This window comes from Tenacibaculum soleae (assembly GCF_001693415.1).
In the GTDB taxonomy this organism is placed as follows: Bacteria; Bacteroidota; Bacteroidia; order Flavobacteriales; family Flavobacteriaceae; genus Polaribacter; species Polaribacter soleae.
The window spans coordinates 1-21696 of the sequence record NZ_MAKX01000043.1 but is presented as its reverse complement, the minus strand read 5'-3'; the positions used below and the strand labels follow the sequence as shown (position 1 = coordinate 21696).

The window sequence follows — 21696 nt, the reverse complement described above, 5'->3', positions numbered from 1 at the left end:
CGTTCGTTTTTACTTTGTACCAAGGTGATTCAATTCCGTCGAATTTCATTGTGGAATCTGACTTTTCCATAATTTCTATTTGCTCACCAATTTTCAAAAGAGCCAAAACATTGGATTTCGCATTTGGTTGGTCTCGAAGTTTAACATCGTTACCAAACATATAAGCAATTTCTCCATTTTTAAATTCATAGTTCTCAGAGAGGTATTTGGTGTCTTGTCCAAATCCAATTTTTGAGATTAAAATGAATAATATTATTAGTTTTTTCATTTCTCTAATGTTTGCCAACGGTTTTGTATAAGGTTAGTGTGGAAGGTAGACAATTCTAGAATTGTCAGCCGAGCCATAAGCTTATACTTATTTTGTGTTTTTTCTTTGTCGACCTAAAAATACTCAAATAAGTAGAAGTGACATTATAAAGAGACACTAAACTTTGGGCTAAACCTAAAAACCCACATTAATTTTATACGGTGTTGTGCATAGTTATTTATTCATTATAATAATGTCGAACTTCTTTATTTATCTGTTTACGATTTTTGTCAAATGTCAGAATTATTGTCTTTTTCTTTCGGTTTTTGTGAATTTCATATTCAGCTAAAATTCCATTTTCGTCAAAATAATTAACTCTCGTTTTATTTAAAGTTCCAAGTTTATAAATTTCTTGAGATTCCAAAGTTCCGTTCTCTCTAAAAAACTTGATTTCAGATGGTTTTCCGTTCTCAAAAACTCCTTCAAGTCTTCTATTTCCGTTAGAATAATAGTCGGTTTCTTTTCCTTCGCAAATTTTAGCGCAGTTTAAATAAGTCCAACGTTGGCTATGTAATTCATTTCCTCCTCCAAACAGTATTTTGGGAATTTGAATCGTATCATTTTTGTTTAAATCAATAGTAATTGTGTTTTGAGAAATCCATTCTCCACGCTCAATGTAGTAACTTAATATTTTTATATTTTTCGATTCTGGAATAATGTCTATATCAAATTCAGGAGTAATGATTTTTCCAGAACATTCGCTGTAAAAAACTAAATTCATATTTTTATCTCCGCTGTTTTGACTAAAACACGAAAGGCTAAAAATTAGCAGAAATATTAAATTTAGCAGTTTTTTCATAATTATGCACAACGTATTTGTGTATGGTTTCGTTACGGAAAAGAGCGCAGCAATTTTCCGAACTTAAACCAAAGATAGTAAAAGTGCGAGGATTTTCTGCAAGAAAATCCCCCGTAATGAACTATACACGTTGTTGGGTTTTCGTTATATTTGTTTACTATTTTAATTTTTATTGTTGAAATAATTTTTCCGCAATTATTTCCATAAAGAATTTAAATTCCGCAAACTTGCTAAATTTCACGATTTTATTTTTCCACTAGCATTCAATTTTATTTTTATTCTTTCCGAGATTTCTCTAGAGTAGGAGCATTGAAAATTTAACTCTAAAGACTCCAGCTTTTTACAGAATAATTCTCAACTGGAATTTTTCTGATTTTGAAAAGTATTATTATAAAACTAAAATTAGAAAATTATATTTTTTTACGGTTTTCTGAGAAAATTCCGATATAGTTTTTCCACAAGTTTTTCCTACATTTTAAAATCAATTAAAAATCTAAAAGTTTGAATTTTTACGATTTTTTGTTAATGAAACCCAACGTCTCGGCTATGGTTAGTACGGGAATTAAAAGTAGTGAACTTTCGATTAAGCACTTAGCCAAAACTTTTTATTTTGTTTTTTTCTTTTTCATTTTAAAGCCAAATCAAAAGATTTGGCGGACTTAGTTTAAAGTATTAAACTTTAGGTTAAGCACCAAAACCCGTATTAACTATAGCCATTGTTGGCGTGTCGTTTTTTATTTTACATATTGTCCAAAGTATTCATCAACTATTTTTTTATTAAACTTATCTTCTCCTCTCCAATATTCAACAAAAGCCCAATCGTGCCTTCCAGTTGTTGGTCTATCATAACTTTTAGGCTCCAAAATTTCACAACAACCAAGAATTTCCATTATAGTATGTCGTTCGTTTTTGCTTCCTTTCATTACATCTTTCAGTCTATCTCTTAACTTTCCAGGATACTCTCCGTTTTCTGAATCATTTATTGTTTTTAAAATGTCTTTAAAAGTCTGAATATCTAATTCGGTAGGTTTAGAAACATTTTCTTGTTCGAATAGCTTTAAATCAAGATAGTTGTATAATAAGTCTGAATGTCTAACGCCACTCCATTTAATGCGCTCGAAATTGAGAACATTAAGGTCTTCATTTTCGTATTTAAAAATTTCGGGACGATAAAACTCTCTTTTACCTTCAAGTATAAGTTTGGCATTAAAATAACTTGCAAGAGCTGAACGCCAATCGAGTCGTTTATTACTCAAACTTGATAAAAACCCATTGGTTATCTTCTCTTTTTCAATTTGGTTTAATAAACTTTTTAAATTGGATTTAATCTCCTTCATTGAGAGTGAAATTGGGTCAAACATTAATCCTTTAGATTTGGCATATTCAAAGTCAACTGGGTCAGTTTCATATTCACGTTTCCAACCTTGGGAACTCCAATATGTTTTAAATAAAATTGATTTTGCTTTTTTATCCATTACTTTTTTCAAATGCACGCCAACGGTTTGTGTATGATTTGTTGCGTTATTTAAGCAACTAGTTTACTAAATAAAGCACGAACGGCAGAAATTCCGAAGGAATTTCCCAAGTGAGCTTTTACTAGCAATTAATTTTACACGGTGTTGTACAACGTTTTATTTATATTTTTTTTCTTCAAAATTTTCGTCACAAAAATTATATGTTTTCCAAATTCCAACTTTTTTCCCATTAATTCTTTTCCCTTCTTTCCAAAGTTTTAATTTTCCTTCTTTTTTGTTAGAATTGAATTCCTTTTCATAGCTTTCTGTTATGATTTTTCTTTTCCAATTTAGTATGTCATAAACAGTTGATTTCGATTTTAAATCAATTTTGGTAGTTTCAATCAGTTTATACATTTGTTTAGAAGAATTGAAGTGTTTTTCAAATAATAAGTTTCCGAAATTGTCATAAACTTGTTCAAAAAAAACTCTCCCTTTTTTGTCAAGTAATTGTTGTTTTCCACTCATTATTTCATAAGTATATTCTCCATATTCATAAACTAAAAATTTTGATATTTTTTTAGTTTTTCCATTTCTAAATTTTTTGATTTTAGTTATCGAATCAATTGGTTTTACTTGTTTAGTTAATTCAATAAATTTTTCAGAATGTTGAGAATGAGAATTTTCAACTTTTAAAAAAGCTAAAAATATAATTAATATGACATATTTTATTTTCATTCTTAATGTTGTACAACGTTTCCTATATGCGCCGTTTTAATGGCGTATATGGGGTGTTGTTTTTAGTATTTTATTCATCAGTAAATATACAATTTTTTAAATACTAATCGCCCAATTTGCTATATATAGTGTTACCTGCTGTACTTTATTCTCTTTTTTTCAGATGCCATTCGGTCAATTTCCAATCTTCGTCTTCGTCAATGCGATAGTCAAAATTTCGAGTATGGTCTTCTCGTTCAATTAAGTCAGTAAGAAAGTCATTTACAATTTCTGGATCAAAAATCCGCCAAATCAATTCACGAGTTTCATTCCACGTAATTCTTGCGAGAAAAAGTCCGTTTGGCTTTTCCTTATTGTCTCCTTTTATTTTATCGTCAAGAAAGTCTCCAAATTTGTCTAATATTTCAACTTCTTCTCGTGATGGCATTCCGTTTTCGATTAGCTTTTCACATTGTAACATTACAGAACAATGCCAAACAAAAACTTCTTTCGGTTCAAATTCCGCTAAGCTTTTATTCACAACTGCAACTCCTGGTAATCCGTCAGTATTAAAATTCAGAATCTTATAATGTTCTTTTGGTATTACAACTCTAAATTCTTTGTCTTCAGCCATTATTTTTTGGTATTGCAGGTAACGGTTATGTATAAGGAACGTTGCGGTTTTGTATGCGAGGATTTTCCGAAGGAAAATCAGCAGCTAACAAAAGAGCAACTGCCTTTCGTTTTAGCCAAAATAAGCAATGTTTTTTATACTATGTTGTAAGTAGTTTTTTATTTTTTGTCAGTTTGATTTTCTTTAATAGTGTCTTTAATTAGTGCGTTATAAATGTATTCAGGCGTTTTTTCTTTTATTTTAGTCATCTCACTTTGGATGTGTTTATTTAGAAACTCTTTTTCCTTTTTATTCAAATTTTCAAGAATTCCAACTCTGCCGTAAAAACTTATGTTTTCGTCATTTTTATGAACTAAAACTATTAGCGGATATCCATTTTGCGCCTCAAACATTTCCAAGTTATTTTCAATTCCAGTTTTTGGGTTTTCTCGGTCTAAAAAATAGGTGAAACTAACATTTTTTTCAGTTGTACTGTCGAAAGGGTCACTTGTCAGATTTGCGTAGTTTATAATTCCTTGTACTTCATAAAAGTCCGTTTCATTATAGTCCGAGTATTTCTTTTCGGATTTGCAAGAAAAAAGTCCGAAGGTCAAAATTAATAGTATGGTTAGTGTTTTTCTCAAATTACTTACAACGTGTTTGTGTATGATTTATGGCGTTTTAAAGCACTAAATTTAGTAAATAAAAACCGAATAGAAAATCCGAGAGGATTTTCGTAAGTAGGCGAGAACTAGCCATTAATTATACACGGTGTTGGCAATAGTTATTTTTCTTCTTTATATTTCAGTTTTTCAAGCTTTTCAAATTCTTTTTTATTGACTTTTCTTATTTTTTGATTTCTATCACAAAGACTTGTCGTGTAATCAAATTCATTTTTTGTTTTAGAAGAAAATTCATTAGATTTTCTCGCATAGACTAAATAAGATTTTCCCATTTCAAAACTGTATCCGCAACTTGCATCACTTTCAGCCGAAGCGATTTCAATAATCTCTTTTTTTACTTTTCCTTTTATAGTTTTAATAATTTCAAACTCATAAATTATCGGATTTCCAGAAAACATATATTTTCCGTTGTTGAATTTTTTTGTTCCAATGACTGTTCCGCTAATAATCAAATCAGCTTGAATAAATGCTTTTTCAACTTTTTTCGCTAAAGATTCATTTGTTTCAATACAGCTACAAGCAAATGTTTTTGTAAAAGAAAAAGTGAAGATTAAAATCAGTAAATATATTTTTCTCATAACCTTGATTTCGGTTTTTAATTATTGCCAACGTGTTTGTATATGGTTTGTTGCGTGGTTTAAGCACCTAATTTAGCAAATAAAAACCGAATAGAAAATCCGCAAGGATTTTCGTAAGTAGGCTAGAACTAGCAATAAATTATATACGGTGTTGTAAGCCGTTATTTTTTTCTTTTATACTTTAATCTATTATATAAACTAGTGTTTTCAATCATTATTTTAATTTCCTTATTTGTAAAGTCTAAATACTTTAGAATAGCACAAGTCAAAATTATAGTCAGTTTTTCGGTCAGATAGTGAGTCTCTAAATATTTTTTGTTGATATTATTCAAAAGTGGATTTGAATGCGTGAAATCATTTCTAAAATCTTTAATTTTTATGGCGAATTTATCTTTATCACGAATTTTTAATAGAAAATTAAAACTAGAATTACAATCGTTCATTATTTCAATAATTCTTTTTTTGTAATAATATGGTCTTGATGTGGTCGGGTCAATTTCTCCAACAGTATCTCTATGAAAAGCTTCTATTGCTCTGCAAATATTTAAAAACTTGTCAGTAGTGTAGAGTTGTTTGCCATAATAATTATTAAAATAAGGAACATAACAAGTATCTAGAATGTCTTTTGTGAAAAACCATTTTTTAATAACATCCTCAAATTTTGGTTCTATATTTCTAAAGTAAACCAAGAAGTCAAAAGGGGATAAATCTTTTTGAATTTTACTAGGTTTTGTAACTTGATAATAAATCTCAAAAACACTGTTTTGTTTTTCCTTTGGTTTTTTTATTATGACTGAAAATTCCAGTGGATAAGTTGGTTTTTGAGAACAAAAGGTTAAGAAATTTTCAAAATGACTAATATCTTGTAAAATTTTATCAAAGTTTTGTTTTCTTTTATATTCAAGGTTGCAACCAATTCGTTGAGTTATTTTTACTTCTTTTTGGACTATGTTATGGCTTGGTCCTTTTGATGTCGGATTAATAGTTAATGATAAATTATCGTTTAGTTCTATTTTTGAACTTTCGGGTAATTTATAGTTAATAGTAACTTCTTTTTCTTTCCAATTTTGTTCTATTTTAAAACTCTCACGTTTATTAACCCATTCATCAAGGTTTTTTAAATAGACTGAAGATTTATGAAATTTGAGGGTTGATTTTTTTTCTAAATGCTCTTTTCCAATAAACATAAAATTTGAAAAAATCTTGCAAGAATCAAAACCTGGACTACTGAATCCTTTTTGAATATCAAATGAGTTATAAAGTGTAATCCATTTACCGTTACTTGTAAAACCTAAAATGATTTCATACTCTCTTTTATTCGATTTAAAAGATCCAAATAAATCAAGTGTTGTTCCGTCTTCATTTGAGAATTTAACAGTGCCGTAAATTTCGTCATTAGGATTTTCTGGTAGCCACCAAATTCCTTTAAATTCCTTTTCGTTTTTCAATTTAGTTCTGTTTTTTTAATGGCTTACAACGTTGTTGTATATGGTTTGTTGCGTGTTTCAAGCAACTAATTTAGTAAATATTTTACCGACCAAGAAAGTCCGTGAGGACTTTCGTAAGTAGGAAAGAAGCTAGCAATAAATTATATACTGTGTTGTGTGCAGTTTTTTTGTTTTTTCAATATAAATTGATTCATTTCGATTTCTAATCTTGTTTTATTATTACAAATTTATTCGTGTGACTTTCAGGTATCAAACTATCCCTTTTCCTAATGTAAATTGTGTCAATTAAAAAGTGAGTTGATAATTCATTGTTTTGAAATAATTTTAAAGTGTCATTTCTCAATATATATTTTCCTTTATAAAAATTAGAATGATCTCCAGACCATTGTCTTAATTTAAATCTACCGTCTTTTTTTAAATTCAAAGTGTAATTACTATTTCCTTCGGCTTTTAAAATAGTTTCAGATTCGAATATGTCAATGTTTATAAATAAAATTAAAGTCAAAAATAAAATTAGAGTTATCCAAATTGATGATTTGTCAAATTCCTTTTTCTCATATTTCACTTCCTGATTATTTAAGTATATTTCATAGATTAATAAAGAAAAAAATATAATGCATAAACCAAAAAAATAGATTGAATTTATTAATCCAAACGTATAAGTTTCAAAAAATGGGAAGAATTGATAAATTGCTAGCAAACCAGTTGCTGTTAAATAAATTAAAATATTAAATCGTTTCATTCATTCATTCATATTTTTGCTATAAATATTTCAATTTCATTCATTTCTTTGGTTCAGTTGAGCAATTGCACACAACGTTTTATGTATATGGTTTGTTGTGTTGACTAAGCGGTAAATTTAGGAAATAAACCCGGAATAGAAAATATGCGAGTATTTTCGTAAGTAGGCTATAACTAGCAATAAACTATATACGGTGTTGTGCGTAGGTTTTACCGCTGAATATACTCTTTAATTTTAGGTTAAAAACATTGTTTTCGCAAGTGCCGTTTTTAATTGAATGTTCAATTAAATTATCTATGTTTATGTAAGTTATTTTTTCAAATTCATTTTCAAATTCTGTTTTTTCGAAAGAAACAATATGTTTTTCTCGGTTGAAAATAAAATTTAACTTGTCTTTAATTTTTTCAATAATTTTGAGATCTGTTTGAAGTAATAAAATCACAAAAACATTACCATTTGATAAAGCAAAGAATTCGTCTTTGTTATTGATAACAAGTAATTCAGAATATGCGTTTTCTGTTGGTATAAAACTGTAAAAAGATTCTTTTATAAATCCTATTTCAAAAAGCTCTTTTAAATCCGATATTAAATTTTGTTCAATCATATTTTTTTAATTTAGTGCAATAATTGTTTTTAATAAAATTTAAACCAGTATTCATCAAAAAGATAATTACCTGTTAATTTAACCATATTTGTTTTTTCTTTTATTTCTTCAATTACTTTTATTTTGTAGTTAAGTCTTTTAGAAATGTTTTTTAAATTATTGTCAAGTTTCTCAAAATCGGGCATAATAATCAAGTTGATTAAATTGTAGTTTTCGTTAGAATATTTTTTAATTATTGCTTCTTTTGATTTTTCTAACTGACCACTTCTTACAGATGTGTACCATTTGTTTTCAATATTAAGTACATATTCTTTTGTTTTACCATCTATTTCAGTTTTAACTTCTACTAATAAGTCAATTAATTTCCACTGTCTTTTTGTTTTAACAGACTTAATTACAATGTTTTCGGGAACTCTATCGTCAAAAATGAGGTTTAAGAGTACTCTTCTTGAATATTCATTTAAATTAGGGTATTCAGAGTTCTCTTTATTTTCTTCTGAACATCGTAAAGTCCAACTTAAAAATATATCTTGAATAGTTTCATATCCACTATCTGCACCTTCTTCTTTATAATTGAAAAAAATCGGTAAATGATTCATAAATATTTTTTTATAAGGTTGGTGAATGTTTTCCTTTATTCGTTCCGTTAGGGTGCTTTGCACATCTGTTTAAGGTCATTGTAGAAATCGTGCTATATTTTGTTCCGCAATATTTACAATCATATTTTGATTTTTCACTTCCTTCGTAAAGTTGATGAGAACCTTTGTTAGTCCCATTATGATGTCTTGGACATTTATTGAGTGTCAATGTAGAAATACTTGAATATTTCGTTCCACAGTTTTTACAATAGTAGTTTGCCATATTTATTGTTTAATTCTTATTTTTTTAACTTACGCACAACGGTTTTGTATAAGGTTAGTGTGGGAGGGTAGACAATCTGTGGATTGTCAGCCGAGTAACTAAGCTTATACTTAATTTGTGTTTTTATTTTGTCGATTTAAAAATACTCAAATAAGTATAAGTGACATTGTAAAAAAGCAAAAACCTTTGGGTTAAACCTAAAAACCCACATTAACCTTATACGGTGTTGGCATACGTTATTTTTTTTGATTCATTATTTGAACAAATGTTTCGTGTAAATAAATTAATCTCAATTTTTCTTTCACATTTTTATTATACAGAATTACTTCTATTTCGATTTCTGGTCTTAATTCTTTTAATGGTCCAGCAAACATATCAGATTCCACTTTTGCAATGGTGTCAAGATAATTTGTTTTCCCTCGTAATATTAAATTTCCAATTATTTGTTTTGCTTGATTCATTGTCGGATTTTCTGAATCTTTAAAATAGTCAGTTTTTTTGATTTTTCCATTTTCTATGTTAGGGTTATAGGTAAATCCGTAAATACTGTTCTTTGTCAAAATTGCTCCTTTTTTTGTAAAGTCCATTGGTGGCGAATTGTTCGATGACTTTTGCTCAATGATTGCTAATGAGTCAAATTCAGTTAATTTTATTTTAAACAATTCAATTATTTCCTTGAGTTTTTTCGCTCTTTCAGTTACCGATTTTTTTTGATTTTCGAGTAAGTTTTCTTTATAGCCTTTTCCATTAACAGCTCGATAAAGACTATCCGTTTTTTTGTCAATCGATTTGGTAAAAGTTTCAGATTCATAAACTTCCCAAGAACTTTTCAGTTTGTCAATATATAGTTCTTTAATATCTTGTCCATTTACAAATGAAGAAGCGAATATTAATATGAATACGATTTTTTTCATAATGTATGCCAACGTTGTTGTATATGGTTTGTTGCGTGTTTCAAGCAACTAATTTAGTAAATAATAACCGACCAAGAAAGTCCGCGAGGATTTTCGTAAGTAGGCTAGAACTAGCAATAAATTATATACGGTGTTGGCAGTAGTTTTTGTTTTTCAATCAACATATTTGAAATAATTTAATTCCAGTTTCTTCTTCAATTCCAGATATTAGTTTTCCTTCTTGTTCTAAACTTTCTATTATTTGAGAAGCAAAACTTTTTGAAATTGAAAATATATGTCCAATTGCTCTTATAGCGAATACTTCTGTCGGATGCTCTTTAAAATACTTTAGAATATTATCTGTCATATCTTTTTCAAGAGTCTTTCTTAATTCAGAAGCTATTTCTATTCCGTAAGAAATTCTTGTTAAATTTATTTCATTTGACAAGGAATGAACTTGCTCATTTCTAATTCTTTTTAGTTCTGTAAATAATGATATTTGATGTTTAGTTATTATGTTTTTTTGTAGAGCTTCTTCCCACTTGAAAGTTTGGCCAAAGTCAATATTGTTAGTTTGAAATAATTGCTTTATCAGTTTATCTATTTCTTCCCAAAAGACAATTAAACTTGATAGAGATTTATCAGTAGTTGAATAATTAAATTCAATTTGGAATAAGTTTTTGAGAAGTAATTCTCCGATAGTTCTATAAGCTTCAAGATGGTTTTTGTCAACACCTAATCCTGTTCCATCGTGGTATAATTGGTTTCGCAATCTATGATAAAATTCAATATCAGATAATTCGATTCCAGATATTTTACTACTTGCTTTTTCACACAAAAGATTTACCATTTTTGGAAATGAATTTCCGATTTCCTCTTTTTCTTTAAATGAAAATTTAACTTTAGATAGACTAAATGGCATAAAAATAAAGGTTCTAATAGCTGTTTCCACCGAGTTGTCTATACTTATAAAAGCAATTCTTTGGTCAAAAGCTTGTCCTTTGTTTATATGTTCATCAGCGTGTTTTAACAATTCTAAAGCTCCAGATGCCCAAGTTTTTTCCATTTATGATTCTGTATTGTGTTTTTTTTAAATTACTGCCAACGTGTTTGTGTATGATTAGTGGCGTGTTCAAGCACCTAATTTAGTAAATAAAAACCGAATAGAAAATCCGCGAGGATTTTCGTAAGTAGGCGAGAACCAGCCATTAATTATACACGTTGTTGCCAGTAGTTTTTATTCCGTTTTATATTCTATTATCGCTTTATCTCCTCGAAAAAACGATTCTTTTTCTTTTTTGTCAAAATCCAAATTCGGTTCGTGAATTATTTCCAAATTGTTATTATCAATCCATTTGGCAGAAATACTTTTACTTTCTCCTGTGTAATACATTATTCCAGCTCCACCACCAGAATCCCATTCCATTATTCCGCTTGTATGAATATATTTTCCGTTTGTAAATTCTTCATTAACTCTAAATTCTTTTGTTCCGTCAGTAGTTCTAATTCTAACGAGTTCGTTCGTTGTAAACTCAAATTTTGGTCTTACTCGTCTTTTTGCTTTTTGTTTTTCGGTTGAGATTAATTTCAAGAAATTCTTTAATTCCGATTTTCTGTCATTCAGAGTTTTTTTGTCCGCTCCAAGTTCTTTCCACAATTCCAAGTCAGTTCCGTTTTCAATTATTTCTTTAACGGTTGTATAAATTTCAGGCTCTAATGATTTAGTTTCCCATTGCGCTAAAGCAAGTCCAAATAATGAATTGTTTCTGTCGTCTGAATCCGAAAAATAATCTTCAAATTCCGCTTTGATTTCATTTGAAACCCAAACTTGATTTCCTCCATTATTGTACTTATCGAAAAAGTTCGAATAAATGTCAAGTGTAGTATCGTTTCCTTTTATTTCTGTGTTCCAAACTCCCATTTAGTTCTGTTTCTCAAATTACTGGCAACGTACTTGTGTATGGTTTCGTTACGGAAAAGAGCGCAGCAATTTTCCGAACTTAAACCAAAGATAGTAAAAGTGCGAGGATTTTCTGTAAGAAAATCCCCCGTAATGAACTATACACGCTGTTGGGTTTTCGTTATATTGGTTTACTATTTTACTTTTTATTGTTGAAATAATTTTCCCGCAATTATTTTAAATTCCGCAAACTTGATAAATTTCGCGATTTATTCTCTCTTTTTAGTATTCAAATCTGTTTTAATTTTACTTTTCCGCAATTATTCATAAAGAATTTAAATTCCGCAAACTTGCTAAATTCCACGATTTGTTTTTTCTATTTTTATTCTTTCCGAGGTTTCTCTAGACTAGGAGTGTTGAAAATTTAACTTTAAATATTCCAACTTTTTACAGAACAATTCTCAACTGGAATTTTTCTGATTTTGAAAAATATTATTATAAAACTAAAATTAGAAAATTATATTTTTTTACGGTTTTCTGAGAAAAATTCCGATATAGTTTTTCTACAAGTTTTTCTAACATTTTAAACTCAATTAAAAATCTAAAAGTTTGAAATTTTACGATTTTTTGTTAATGAAACCCAACGTGTTTGTGTATGCTTTGTTGCTTGATTTAAGCACCTAATTTAGTAAATAAAAACCGAATAGAAAATCCGCGAGGATTTTCGTAAGTAGGCTAAAACCAAGCAATAAAATATACACGGTGTTGGCAGTAGTATTTATTATTCCTGCTGAAGCCAATTAAAAATTCCATCTTTCCAAAAAATATATCCACCACCACAACTTTCAGAAGCGTGAACATAAATAGCTTCATAATTCAATATTACTCTTTCAGAATTTGGAACTTCTTTAAGGCTTCTAAAATCATCTGTAAAGTTTGACCATAAAGTAGTTCCAGATTTAACTTTCTCAAATATTTCAGCCCAACCAAATTCGTCAATTACCCTATTTTCATTATTCTCATCTTTGAGGTTTTCAATTGGTTTCAGAATTTGAGTATTATTTCCTCCAATGTCTAAAATAATAATTTCAACATTGTCTTTTTCTTTACTTACTTTTATTGCGTAATCTGAAATTTTATCTCCAAAGAAGTCTCCTTTAATATAATAAGGACTATGTTTTGAATGAATTTTATAATTCTGAAATTTTTCAATTTTTGAAATTTCTTTTTCTAGGTATAAGTTAAATTCTTTTTCATTTTTTATATAACCATTGAAAACATAACCTGAATTATTTTCAGAACTAAATAATTGGGAATTCACAAACTTTATTTTAACCCATTGACCTTTCACAATTTCATTACCATCTTTTATTTCAAGTAATTTTCCTGTTTTTTCAATTACTTTAACTTTAGTTCCAAAATGTAGCTTTCCAATTTTTTCAGATTTAGTATCTGGCTTTTTTCTAACATTTAAACCATTTCCAGCAACGACAATTTCTTGACTAAAAGTTGTTTTGCTTAGAAATGATAAAATTAAAATTATAATTAGTTTTTTCATATTACTGCCAACGATTTTGTATAAGATTAGTTGCGTGTTTTAAGCACTAAAGTTAGCAAATAAATCACAGATAGAAAGTCCTCGTGGACTTTCGTAAGTAAGCAATAACCAGCAATTAATTTTATACTTTGTTGTAAGCAGTACTTTTTTATTCCTCTGTTGTTAATGATTCAAATATCGATTCAAAACTATCTTCTGGATGTCTCACAACTGACTTTTTATGACTTGTTAGTACAGCTGTGTTCATTCTATCACAAAATTCTTTTTTCTTAAAAAGGTTCTTATAATCAAATAATTCAACTGAAGCTATGTAGTCAGTAATAAAACCATTAATATCAAGAGCGACTAGTTCAAAAAGCTTTTTAACTGCGGTTGATAATTTATCTTTTACAGAATCAATTACATAGTCATTTGGGTTTTCAATAATTGCTGATCCAAGTTCATCATCATTTATTATTGACTTTATTATTCTCAAGATAGTAAATCTAGCTAAACCATAATTTCTTACTGGAATGTTTTCAATTTTATCTATGTTCTCGATTATTGTGTTATGTATTAAATATGTCAAATAGATTTTTTGACAAGTCATTTTTCTAGAAAAAATATTTTCATACTCATCTCCATAAAAACTCGTTTTTAAATGTGTTTTATAAGGTTCGTCAAAATAAAATGACTTTATTAATTGTCCTGCATAATCGATGTCTATCACATCATCATATCCGATTGGACTTTCACCTCTTTTTATTCTATAAAGTACTTTATTGTCAAATGTTTCAAAAAAGTTTCTTTGTAAACTAATTTGAACTCGATCATTGGATTTAAGATCTTTAGGGCTTATAGCGTTTTGATTATTTGCGTTTTTTGTAATTTTCTGAATCAAAGTACTTTGTGGTTCTACTTTAATGATTTTGGTTAAAACCAACATTCGATCAGATAGATTTGCTCTATTTTGATAAAATGAAACTAATGATTGACAACCATTAATTACTTGATATCCAGAAATTGTTATTTCATTATTTGCTGGTTCAAAATCAAATTCAGAACAAGTAACTGAAACTCCATTATGATACAAGAAAAATTTATCGTGTTCAGAATTATCTTTTATAGTATTAGCTAGTTCTTTATTTACTCTAGTTTTTCCTGTCCATAAACGTACATTTCTTGAAAACAAGGAATGATCTTGAATTCCATCAAGTTTTAAAAGTTGGTTAACTGGAATTGCGAGAACAATTGAAGAATTGTCGGAAGCAGAATTATAAATTATTGCTGTAGAATTTGATAATTCAAGAGTTTTTGGTGTATTGGCAATATCAGCCTCAACCATATAAGTGTATTTTCCAAAAATGATATTATTATCATAAGGTTCAATATTGGTTGTTTCTAGATATTCTGTGGCGTTAATATCAAAAATTTTATTAGTTACATAAACATAACTAACTCCATAACCTCTAGCAATTTTATCTGATATTTTTAAATTATTTAATCTTTCTTTTAGTTCAAGATTTATCAATGCAACTTTAAGTCTATTCACTTCTGTTTCATTTGAAAACCAAGTAGCAACTCCTGAAAATTCTCTAATTTTTGAATCTCCTGAATCTCTATCATCATTGGGTGAAAATTCAGATTGAAAAATGTATATTTCTTCATCATTTTCATCTACCCAAATTCCATCTATTCCTTTATCTCTAGATCCATCAACTACACTATCAACACTTTCTTGTTCGCTTAAACAAAAAATGTTTTTTAAAAACCAAATTAAGAAGGCAGAATTATCATTTCTATATTGATGCTTTAAAACTTCAACTTCGTCTCTTACTCGTTTATTATATTCTGTTCTATTCATTCTTTTTGTATCGTTTTGGGTATTGCTTACAACGTTTTTGTATAAGATTAGTTGCGTAGTTTAAGCATTAAAGTTAGCAAATAAATCACAGATAGAAAGTCCGCGAGGACTTTCGTAAATTGGCTAAAAACAGCAATTAATTTTATACGGTGTTAGCCACAGTTAATTTACTCTAAGTGTTTGAACATAATAATCTGCTGTAAACTTTATAAATTGAGTGTCAGATTTAAGAATTGCTGTAACATCTTTAAAGGAGAAATTTTCACGACCTTGTTTTTTCATTAAAGGCTCAAGTTTTTTCATATAATAGTAATTTACGCATATAAATAACGCACAAATTACATCCCGAGCATTTTCTAAATTTGCTTCTTTAAAATAGGTGTTTCTTTGATGCTTTACTTTATTGTGCATTTTCCACCATTTAGGAGTTATATTATTCTCCCAAGCCTTAAACGGTTGAACATTGAAGAAGTGAAAACCAACACTTACTTTTTCATCAATTATTTGATTTAAATTTTCACGAATTATTATTCTGTATTGGTCTATTTTTTCAGGTTTTGAAGAAGGGTTTATTAAGAAACAAATGTCTTTAAAAATCACATCGAGCTCAGAACTAGCCGATAACAATATCCTTGTCAATTCAATTGAATAAGTTTTTAGATTGTCATCAGAGTAATCAATAAATCGAGACATTTGCTTAAAGTCAGATTCTAAAGCACAATAATATTCCCAATATTTCATTGAGAATTCTTTTTCTTGTTTCTTTTTCTCGGTCATTTTTTTATTGTGGCTAACGTTTTTGTATAAGGAAAGTTGCGGTTTTGTCAGCGAGGAATTTCCGAAGGAAATTCAGAAGTTGATAAAAATGCAACTGCCTTAAGTTAAGCACTAATTTAGCAATTTTTTTTATACAGTGTTGCCATTAGTGCTTTTTTTAGATAATTCATTCTGTTTTTCAATTACTCAAACTTGCTAAAATTCCGATTGTTATTTTTCTCAAAGAGTGGAAGTCGGAAAGATTTTTTTGTTCAATTCAGTTTTCTATTCTTTTTCAGGATTTGAGTAATAGATTCCACATTGCTAAATTCAAATTCAGTTTTTTATATGATTAAGAAAATAATCTTGAAAGTTCATAAATGAACATAATTATACTTCCAACAACAACTCCTATATTTCTAATGTAAATATTGTATTCTAAATAATGATTTGATTTTTTGTAATCAACATAATCTTTTTTCAAACCAATCGCACAGTAGATTCCGAAAGCAATAAATAAAATAGCAAGTATGTCAAATTCTTCCATTTTCTAATTCAAGGTTTGAGTTTTTCCGTATTAATGGCAACGTGTTTGTGTATTGAAAGTTGCGTTTTAAGTGAACGGCTATTTTCCGAAGGAAAATTGTTGTTTACAAAAATGCAACTGACTTTGGTAAAGCACTAATATAGCAATTTTTAATACACGGTGTTAGCCACAGTATTTTTTTATAAATGCGGAAATATTAAATAATAATAAATAATTCCAAATATTCCAGCTCCAGTTATATAATTCAAAATTGTTTTCAAATTATTCAATTCCTGCGCTACTTTCAGCCCTTTGTAAATTAAAATTAATTGCCAAATTCCTAAAACAGCTTGAACCAAAGTAAAAATTCCAACTATTAATGATAAAATTATTACAACAGAATTCTCAATTTCAGTTGTCAAAATTCTCGCCATTAAAATATTCGCAATTATTAGGTATACAGAAAAAGTCGATGGTAAATAAGACCAACTCAAAACTTTGTATATTCTTTTTAAATCATTTTTTCCTCCAAAAAATTTTCCAGTTAGTTTAATAAAAAAACCAACACTAAAATTAGAAATTAAACCATAAATAATTCCCATAAATAACATAACTAAAATTGAAACAATTGTTGTTTTAAAACTTTCAATTTCGATTAACCCTTTAGTTTTCATTAAGTAATAAATGAAAATGAAACCATTAGAGCTAAAAAATAAAAAAACTTTCAACCAACTGATTTTTTCAGAAATAATTAATTCAAAAGTTTCAGTAGGTTTTTTCCAAAAGGATTTTAGTTTCGTCATATTGTGGCTAACGGTTTTGTGTATGATTAGTGGCGTGTTTTAAGCAACTAATTTAGCAAAAAAATCACAGATAGAAAGTCCACGAGGACTTTCGTAAATCGGCAATAACTAGCCATTAATTATACACGTTGTTAGCCACTGTACTTTTCTATCAATTGTCTTTTCTTGTTATATATGCTTTTCCGTTTAATGGAATCGCAATTGTATTCTGATATGATTCGTTATATTCAACTTTCTGCAATTCATAGATTAGGTCAGAATTTACTTTTCCATAATATTCAGATGGTACTTTTTCTATTATTCCAAAAAGCATTTTGTCTCCACCATCACATCTTGTGTCAATAAAATGTTCTTTCGGTATGAATTCCAATTTTAATTCAGTTTCTCCTTTGTTATTATAAAATTCCCAAATTCCAGTTTTATAATGATAAAACATTTGCTCAATTCCGCCAACTCCACAATCGACATACTTTCCAATTTTGTATTCTCCTTTCGATTTCAGAATTCCGTTTTCGTTGTAGTTTTTCCAATTTCCAAATTTCATAACAGAAGTACCATTTTTACTAACAGCAACTTTTCCGACACTCAATAATTTTCCGTTTTTGATTTCAATCAGAGTATCTTTTTCAGGAATTCCGTTTTTAAGTTCTCCGAAAAGGTTTTCATCTTGAATGTAAATCCGTTTTTGATTCAGATTTCTATTGGCACAACCAAAAGTTAAAACTATTAATAAAATGCCTATTGTTTTCTTCATTTTCGGTATTGTGGGTAACGTGTTTGTGCATGATTTGTTTGCGTAAATTTAGCAAAAAAATAATTAAGAAGCACATAATTTGAAGCTTGCGAGGTTTTTCCGTAGGAAAAATATAGTAAGCAATTAATTATGCGCGGTGTTGCCAAATGCGTTTTATATATTCCTTTTTAATTTTGCATTCAGAGATAAATTCCGCCACAATTCAAATTCCATTTTTGGCTCAATTCTGTAAACTCTATTTTTAGAGTATGAGTAAAATTCCCACGATTTAAATTCCGAAAAATTGCTCAAAATTCCACAATTAAATTTTAAGGTTTGCGTAAGATTCCAGCGTTAAATCTCCATTTTTACAATTCTACAAAAGCAAAAACTCCGCAATTATTTATGAGCGAGTAGAATTCCACAATTAAAACTCCATTTTTCTTTCTCAAAAGCTAATTGACTGAAAACATAGTTTAAAAACTGTATTGTTTCAGGCTACAGCTCCGTAGTTTTTGGCAACGTGTTTGTATATGGTTTGTTGCGTGGTTTAAGCACTAAATTTAGCAAATAAAAACCGAATAGAAAATCCGCGAGGATTTTCGTAAGTAGGCTAGAACTAGCAATAAATTATATACGGTGTTGGCAACTGGCTTTATTCTTTATTCTGTTTTTCAGATTTTTTCTCAAGTAGTTTTATTGTAGTTCTTGATGGTCTTTCAATTAAAACAAAATCTTCATCGTATATTTCTTTATATTTATCTTTAAATTCTTTTTTCTTTCTAAGAAATTTAAATAAAGGCCAAGTTTGAAAAGCATGCCTTGGTATTTCGTTTGAGTTACCAACTATTTCCATTAGTGGATAGATATCTTCATAATCATCTTCTAAAACTGCAACTGCTAATTTGAAATTATTACTCTTTGCACTCCAGTCAGTTTTTGATAAAATCTTTTTAGCTTCTTCTTTTTTTCCTGCTAAATATTTCGATAAAGCTTTGTTAATTATAAAAATATTTTCCGTCATTTCATTAAAATGATTTGGTAGAATTTCAGTCGCGAATTCAAGTAAAATATCTGCTAATTTATATTCCTCTCTTTGAATTAAGTCTAAACAAATATCATTAAGAGAAGCATCAGCATCTTCAAGGTCATTTGATATTAATTTACGCCAAATTACTTGGGTAAGTTTTACAGTTATTTCGTAAAGGCATTGAAAGGATTCTTCAAAGTATTTTGGACTTACTGACAATTGACTTCCAACTTTAATTTTCTTTGCTAAATTTACATTATGCTTTTTACAGACAGCTAAATATTGACTAGTTACAACTCCATGAGTGTGAACAAATAAGTTTCTACGTTCTGTAATTTCCATAAATGTTGGCCAAATAGGAAGTTTTTTTCTTAAAGGAAGATTTAATTTTTTTTCTAGCCATTCAAAATGATAGCAATGACTTTCTCTTAAAATTGATTCAACTTCTTTCTCTATTATATATTCTTTAGCTTTTTCAATGTTTTCAAAAGAATTTAATAAGCTAAATGTTAAGTTTTTTTCAGATGAATTTAGTTTTTCTGGATATAACTCAAATATAATTTTAATAAGTTTTCCTAAAAAAGCATCATATTGACTAATAAGAGATACAAATAAACTTTCTGGAATGACTTTAAAAGCAAGATTTGAGATTTTGATGTTTTTCTGAAGTTCTTCAAATACAATTGCATCTTGAAAGTTTTTTAAAGTAACATATTCTTCTTCCTCAATATTTTCAACGTCAGTAGTGTCTTCAATTTTCGCTTTCTCTTTAGTAACATCTTTTTCAGCTAAAAATTTCTTTAATTCTTCTTCTCTAGATTTGTCTTTTATATTTAATAAGGCTATCGTTAAAGGAAGTGTTTCATTTAAAGATTCAATGTGATTTAAAAAATCACTCAAGTTGTTGTCAAATTCAGGATAATTAATATTAGTTTCTTTCAATGTTCAATTTTTTTTAGCTTGTTGCCAACGTACTTGTGTATGGTTTCGTTACGGAAAAGAGCGCAGCAATTTTCCGAACTTAAACCAAAGATAGTAAAAGTGCGAGGATTTTCTGCAAGAAAATCCCCCGTAATGAACTATACACGCTGTTGGGTTTTCGTTATATTGGTTTACTATTTTAATTTTTATTGTTGAAATAATTTTTCCGCAATTATTTCCATAAAGAATTTTAATTCCGCAAACTTGCTAAATTTCGCAATTTATTCTCTCTTTTTAGTATTTAATTCTGTTTTAAATTTACTTTTCCGCAATTATTCATAAAGAATTTAAATTCCGCAAACTTGCTAAATTCCACGATTTTATTTTTCCTCTAGCATTCAATTCTATTTTTATTCTTTCCGAGATTTCTCTACAGTAGGAGCGTTAAAAATTTAACTCTAAATACTCCAACTATTAACAGAACAATTCTCAACTGGAATTTTTCTGTTTTTGAAAAACATAATTAGAAAACTAAATTTTTCAAATTATTTTTTTACGGTTTTCTGAGAAAAATTCCGATATAGTTTTCCACAAGTTTTTCTAACATTTAAATTTAATTAAAAATCTAAAAGTTTGAATTTTTACGATTTTTTATTAATGAAACCCAACGTGTTTGTATAAGATTAGTTGTGTGATTTAAGTACTAAAGTTAGCAAATAAATCATAGATAGAAAGTCCGCGAGGACTTTCGTAAATTGGCTAAAACTAGCAATTAATTTTATACGGTGTTAGGTAACGTTAATTATACTTTTCTTTTGTTCTTGTTTATAAGTTCTTTTGTTGATTTGTTAATGCTGTCTTTTTTACTTTTATTTTTTTTAAAAAATATTCTATCTTTTTTTATTTTTTTTAATAATTTTTTGAAATCTACATTTTCTATATAGTTAATTTCTAAATCAATTCCGAATTTTTTCTTTAAACTATGATATTCTCCATAAATTCTATCAAAAAATCCTTCCGTTGATGATTGTAAAGAAGCAGGTAGTTTGTCAAATTCTTCATCACTTAATATAATTTTACCGTAATTTTCATAACCTATTAAAATAACTTTTACTGAATCTTGAAAAACTAAATACTTTTCTTTGTTAAAGCCATAATCTACTAATTGTTTATTTTGATTTTCACGCTTAAATGAAGAGAAATAATCATGATTAAAATATTCTTCTTTATTATTCTTTTTCAATGGTAAAATTGAAACTGGATTTCCATATTTTTTTTTAAATATATTTATAAAAGTCGAAATTGTTTTTTCGTTAAGAGATAAGTGATTTTTAGATTTTTTTCTGTTTAATTCGGTAAGATAAATTTCCTTAATTTTAGTATGATGAAGTATAATTCGATCAGGTTTTCTCGAAATTTCAAATATTGAATTTTTATTATTTAAATTTAAAGTGAAATTATTATTAGATAATTCTGGATTATTTTTAATCTTTTTATTCCATTCGTTAAGCTCCATTTTTGGGTTTAAATTGAAAAATATAGGCTTATATTCAATTTTTTCTTTGTCATTTAAACAACTTAAAAATAAGAATATTATTAAAATGCTAATAGTTTGTTTCATAATGTTACCTAACGTTTCCTATATGCGCCGTTTTAATGGCGTATATGGGGTGTTGTTTTTAGTATTTTATTCATCAGTAAATATACAATTTTTTAAATACGGAGTCTGTCAGCCGCCACTATAAAATGTCTCCAATTGCCATTTGATTTTTTTATTATGAACTTTATCAACCACTGACTGATAAAGTCTCGTCATCAAAAAACAGACTCATTAAAATCCAATCTTTTTTAATTCCAATTCTGTAAAATACCTACAGTTATTTGAAAATCAATTGACTATGTCATTATTTTATGCTAACTTCGCCAA

The 21696-nt window shown here is 28.1% G+C and carries 23 protein-coding genes; all 23 read right to left on the bottom strand.

The annotated features are described in order from the left end of the window. A partial coding sequence (locus BA195_RS14025) for an SH3 domain-containing protein (RefSeq protein ID WP_141677730.1) occupies positions 1 to 268 on the bottom strand: 268 nt, incomplete at its 3' end. A 217-nt stretch (positions 269 to 485) separates the two neighbouring features. Further along, positions 486 to 1028, bottom strand: a complete 543-nt coding sequence (locus BA195_RS14020; protein ID WP_245662368.1) for a toxin-antitoxin system YwqK family antitoxin — start codon at positions 1026 to 1028, stop codon at positions 486 to 488. Positions 1029 to 1840: 812 nt separating this feature from the next. Next, positions 1841 to 2599: a hypothetical protein gene (locus BA195_RS14015; RefSeq protein WP_245662367.1), complete on the bottom strand. Its 759-nt coding sequence runs from the start codon at positions 2597 to 2599 to the stop codon at positions 1841 to 1843. Positions 2600 to 2737: 138 nt separating this feature from the next. Further along, positions 2738 to 3298 carry a hypothetical protein gene (locus tag BA195_RS14010; RefSeq protein ID WP_068706527.1) on the bottom strand — a complete coding sequence of 187 codons (561 nt, stop codon included), beginning with the start codon at positions 3296 to 3298 and terminating at the stop codon, positions 2738 to 2740. Between the two features lie 145 nt (positions 3299 to 3443). After that, positions 3444 to 3911 (bottom strand): DUF695 domain-containing protein, encoded by a 468-nt coding sequence (locus BA195_RS14005; RefSeq protein WP_068706526.1) that lies wholly within the window; start codon positions 3909 to 3911, stop codon positions 3444 to 3446. 158 nt (positions 3912 to 4069) lie between these two features. After that, the gene (locus tag BA195_RS14000; protein ID WP_141677729.1) at positions 4070 to 4534 is read right to left on the bottom strand and encodes a hypothetical protein; all 465 of its coding nucleotides are present in this window, start codon (positions 4532 to 4534) and stop codon (positions 4070 to 4072) included. Positions 4535 to 4674: 140 nt separating this feature from the next. Next, on the bottom strand, positions 4675 to 5151 hold the full coding sequence (locus BA195_RS13995) for a hypothetical protein (RefSeq protein ID WP_068706524.1): 477 nt from the start codon (positions 5149 to 5151) through the stop codon (positions 4675 to 4677). Positions 5152 to 5312: 161 nt separating this feature from the next. After that, positions 5313 to 6599 carry an ApeA N-terminal domain 1-containing protein gene (locus BA195_RS13990; RefSeq protein ID WP_068706523.1) on the bottom strand — a complete coding sequence of 429 codons (1287 nt, stop codon included), beginning with the start codon at positions 6597 to 6599 and terminating at the stop codon, positions 5313 to 5315. A 202-nt stretch (positions 6600 to 6801) separates the two neighbouring features. Beyond that, positions 6802 to 7341 (bottom strand): hypothetical protein, encoded by a 540-nt coding sequence (locus BA195_RS13985; RefSeq protein ID WP_068706522.1) that lies wholly within the window; start codon positions 7339 to 7341, stop codon positions 6802 to 6804. 184 nt (positions 7342 to 7525) lie between these two features. Further along, positions 7526 to 7945, bottom strand: coding sequence for a hypothetical protein (locus BA195_RS13980; RefSeq protein ID WP_068706521.1), 420 nt, complete (start codon positions 7943 to 7945; stop codon positions 7526 to 7528). Positions 7946 to 7974: 29 nt separating this feature from the next. Next, positions 7975 to 8544: a PD-(D/E)XK nuclease family protein gene (locus tag BA195_RS13975; protein WP_068706520.1), complete on the bottom strand. Its 570-nt coding sequence runs from the start codon at positions 8542 to 8544 to the stop codon at positions 7975 to 7977. 10 nt (positions 8545 to 8554) lie between these two features. Then, complete coding sequence (locus BA195_RS14225; protein WP_084443239.1) at positions 8555 to 8806, bottom strand: hypothetical protein; 252 nt, start codon at positions 8804 to 8806, stop codon at positions 8555 to 8557. Positions 8807 to 9042: 236 nt separating this feature from the next. Further along, positions 9043 to 9720, bottom strand: coding sequence for a hypothetical protein (locus BA195_RS13970; RefSeq protein WP_068706519.1), 678 nt, complete (start codon positions 9718 to 9720; stop codon positions 9043 to 9045). Between the two features lie 157 nt (positions 9721 to 9877). Further along, entirely contained in the window at positions 9878 to 10765 is an 888-nt protein-coding gene (locus BA195_RS13965; protein WP_068706518.1) for a hypothetical protein, read from the bottom strand. Positions 10766 to 10936: 171 nt separating this feature from the next. Next, positions 10937 to 11620: a hypothetical protein gene (locus BA195_RS13960; protein ID WP_068706517.1), complete on the bottom strand. Its 684-nt coding sequence runs from the start codon at positions 11618 to 11620 to the stop codon at positions 10937 to 10939. A gap of 760 nt (positions 11621 to 12380) precedes the next feature. Next, positions 12381 to 13157 carry an SH3 domain-containing protein gene (locus BA195_RS13955; protein WP_068706516.1) on the bottom strand — a complete coding sequence of 259 codons (777 nt, stop codon included), beginning with the start codon at positions 13155 to 13157 and terminating at the stop codon, positions 12381 to 12383. 148 nt (positions 13158 to 13305) lie between these two features. Further along, the gene (locus BA195_RS13950) at positions 13306 to 15000 is read right to left on the bottom strand and encodes an AIPR family protein (RefSeq protein ID WP_068706514.1); all 1695 of its coding nucleotides are present in this window, start codon (positions 14998 to 15000) and stop codon (positions 13306 to 13308) included. A 162-nt stretch (positions 15001 to 15162) separates the two neighbouring features. Next, positions 15163 to 15777 (bottom strand): hypothetical protein, encoded by a 615-nt coding sequence (locus BA195_RS13945; RefSeq protein WP_068706511.1) that lies wholly within the window; start codon positions 15775 to 15777, stop codon positions 15163 to 15165. 331 nt (positions 15778 to 16108) lie between these two features. Next, a complete protein-coding gene (locus BA195_RS13940) occupies positions 16109 to 16303 on the bottom strand; it encodes a hypothetical protein (protein ID WP_068706509.1) in 195 nt (64 codons plus the stop codon). A gap of 179 nt (positions 16304 to 16482) precedes the next feature. After that, positions 16483 to 17085 (bottom strand): Yip1 family protein, encoded by a 603-nt coding sequence (locus BA195_RS13935; protein ID WP_068706508.1) that lies wholly within the window; start codon positions 17083 to 17085, stop codon positions 16483 to 16485. Between the two features lie 151 nt (positions 17086 to 17236). Continuing rightward, positions 17237 to 17839, bottom strand: coding sequence for a hypothetical protein (locus BA195_RS13930; protein WP_068706506.1), 603 nt, complete (start codon positions 17837 to 17839; stop codon positions 17237 to 17239). A gap of 634 nt (positions 17840 to 18473) precedes the next feature. Beyond that, positions 18474 to 19790, bottom strand: a complete 1317-nt coding sequence (locus tag BA195_RS13925) for a hypothetical protein (RefSeq protein ID WP_068706504.1) — start codon at positions 19788 to 19790, stop codon at positions 18474 to 18476. A 781-nt stretch (positions 19791 to 20571) separates the two neighbouring features. Then, on the bottom strand, positions 20572 to 21285 hold the full coding sequence (locus tag BA195_RS13920; protein ID WP_176715007.1) for a hypothetical protein: 714 nt from the start codon (positions 21283 to 21285) through the stop codon (positions 20572 to 20574). Positions 21286 to 21696 lie beyond the last annotated feature (411 nt).

Coding starts and splice junctions, on each gene's coding strand:
- BA195_RS14020 (WP_245662368.1), bottom strand. CDS start 1,028: ATGAATTTAGTTTTTTACAGCGAATGTTCTGGAAAAATCATTACTCCT.
- BA195_RS14010 (WP_068706527.1), bottom strand. CDS start 3,298: ATGAAAATAAAATATGTCATATTAATTATATTTTTAGCTTTTTTAAAA.
- BA195_RS14005 (WP_068706526.1), bottom strand. CDS start 3,911: ATGGCTGAAGACAAAGAATTTAGAGTTGTAATACCAAAAGAACATTAT.
- BA195_RS13995 (WP_068706524.1), bottom strand. CDS start 5,151: ATGAGAAAAATATATTTACTGATTTTAATCTTCACTTTTTCTTTTACA.
- BA195_RS13985 (WP_068706522.1), bottom strand. CDS start 7,341: ATGAAACGATTTAATATTTTAATTTATTTAACAGCAACTGGTTTGCTA.
- BA195_RS13980 (WP_068706521.1), bottom strand. CDS start 7,945: ATGATTGAACAAAATTTAATATCGGATTTAAAAGAGCTTTTTGAAATA.
- BA195_RS13975 (WP_068706520.1), bottom strand. CDS start 8,544: ATGAATCATTTACCGATTTTTTTCAATTATAAAGAAGAAGGTGCAGAT.
- BA195_RS14225 (WP_084443239.1), bottom strand. CDS start 8,806: ATGGCAAACTACTATTGTAAAAACTGTGGAACGAAATATTCAAGTATT.
- BA195_RS13970 (WP_068706519.1), bottom strand. CDS start 9,720: ATGAAAAAAATCGTATTCATATTAATATTCGCTTCTTCATTTGTAAAT.
- BA195_RS13965 (WP_068706518.1), bottom strand. CDS start 10,765: ATGGAAAAAACTTGGGCATCTGGAGCTTTAGAATTGTTAAAACACGCT.
- BA195_RS13960 (WP_068706517.1), bottom strand. CDS start 11,620: ATGGGAGTTTGGAACACAGAAATAAAAGGAAACGATACTACACTTGAC.
- BA195_RS13955 (WP_068706516.1), bottom strand. CDS start 13,157: ATGAAAAAACTAATTATAATTTTAATTTTATCATTTCTAAGCAAAACA.
- BA195_RS13950 (WP_068706514.1), bottom strand. CDS start 15,000: ATGAATAGAACAGAATATAATAAACGAGTAAGAGACGAAGTTGAAGTT.
- BA195_RS13945 (WP_068706511.1), bottom strand. CDS start 15,777: ATGACCGAGAAAAAGAAACAAGAAAAAGAATTCTCAATGAAATATTGG.
- BA195_RS13940 (WP_068706509.1), bottom strand. CDS start 16,303: ATGGAAGAATTTGACATACTTGCTATTTTATTTATTGCTTTCGGAATC.
- BA195_RS13935 (WP_068706508.1), bottom strand. CDS start 17,085: ATGACGAAACTAAAATCCTTTTGGAAAAAACCTACTGAAACTTTTGAA.
- BA195_RS13930 (WP_068706506.1), bottom strand. CDS start 17,839: ATGAAGAAAACAATAGGCATTTTATTAATAGTTTTAACTTTTGGTTGT.
- BA195_RS13920 (WP_176715007.1), bottom strand. CDS start 21,285: ATGGAGCTTAACGAATGGAATAAAAAGATTAAAAATAATCCAGAATTA.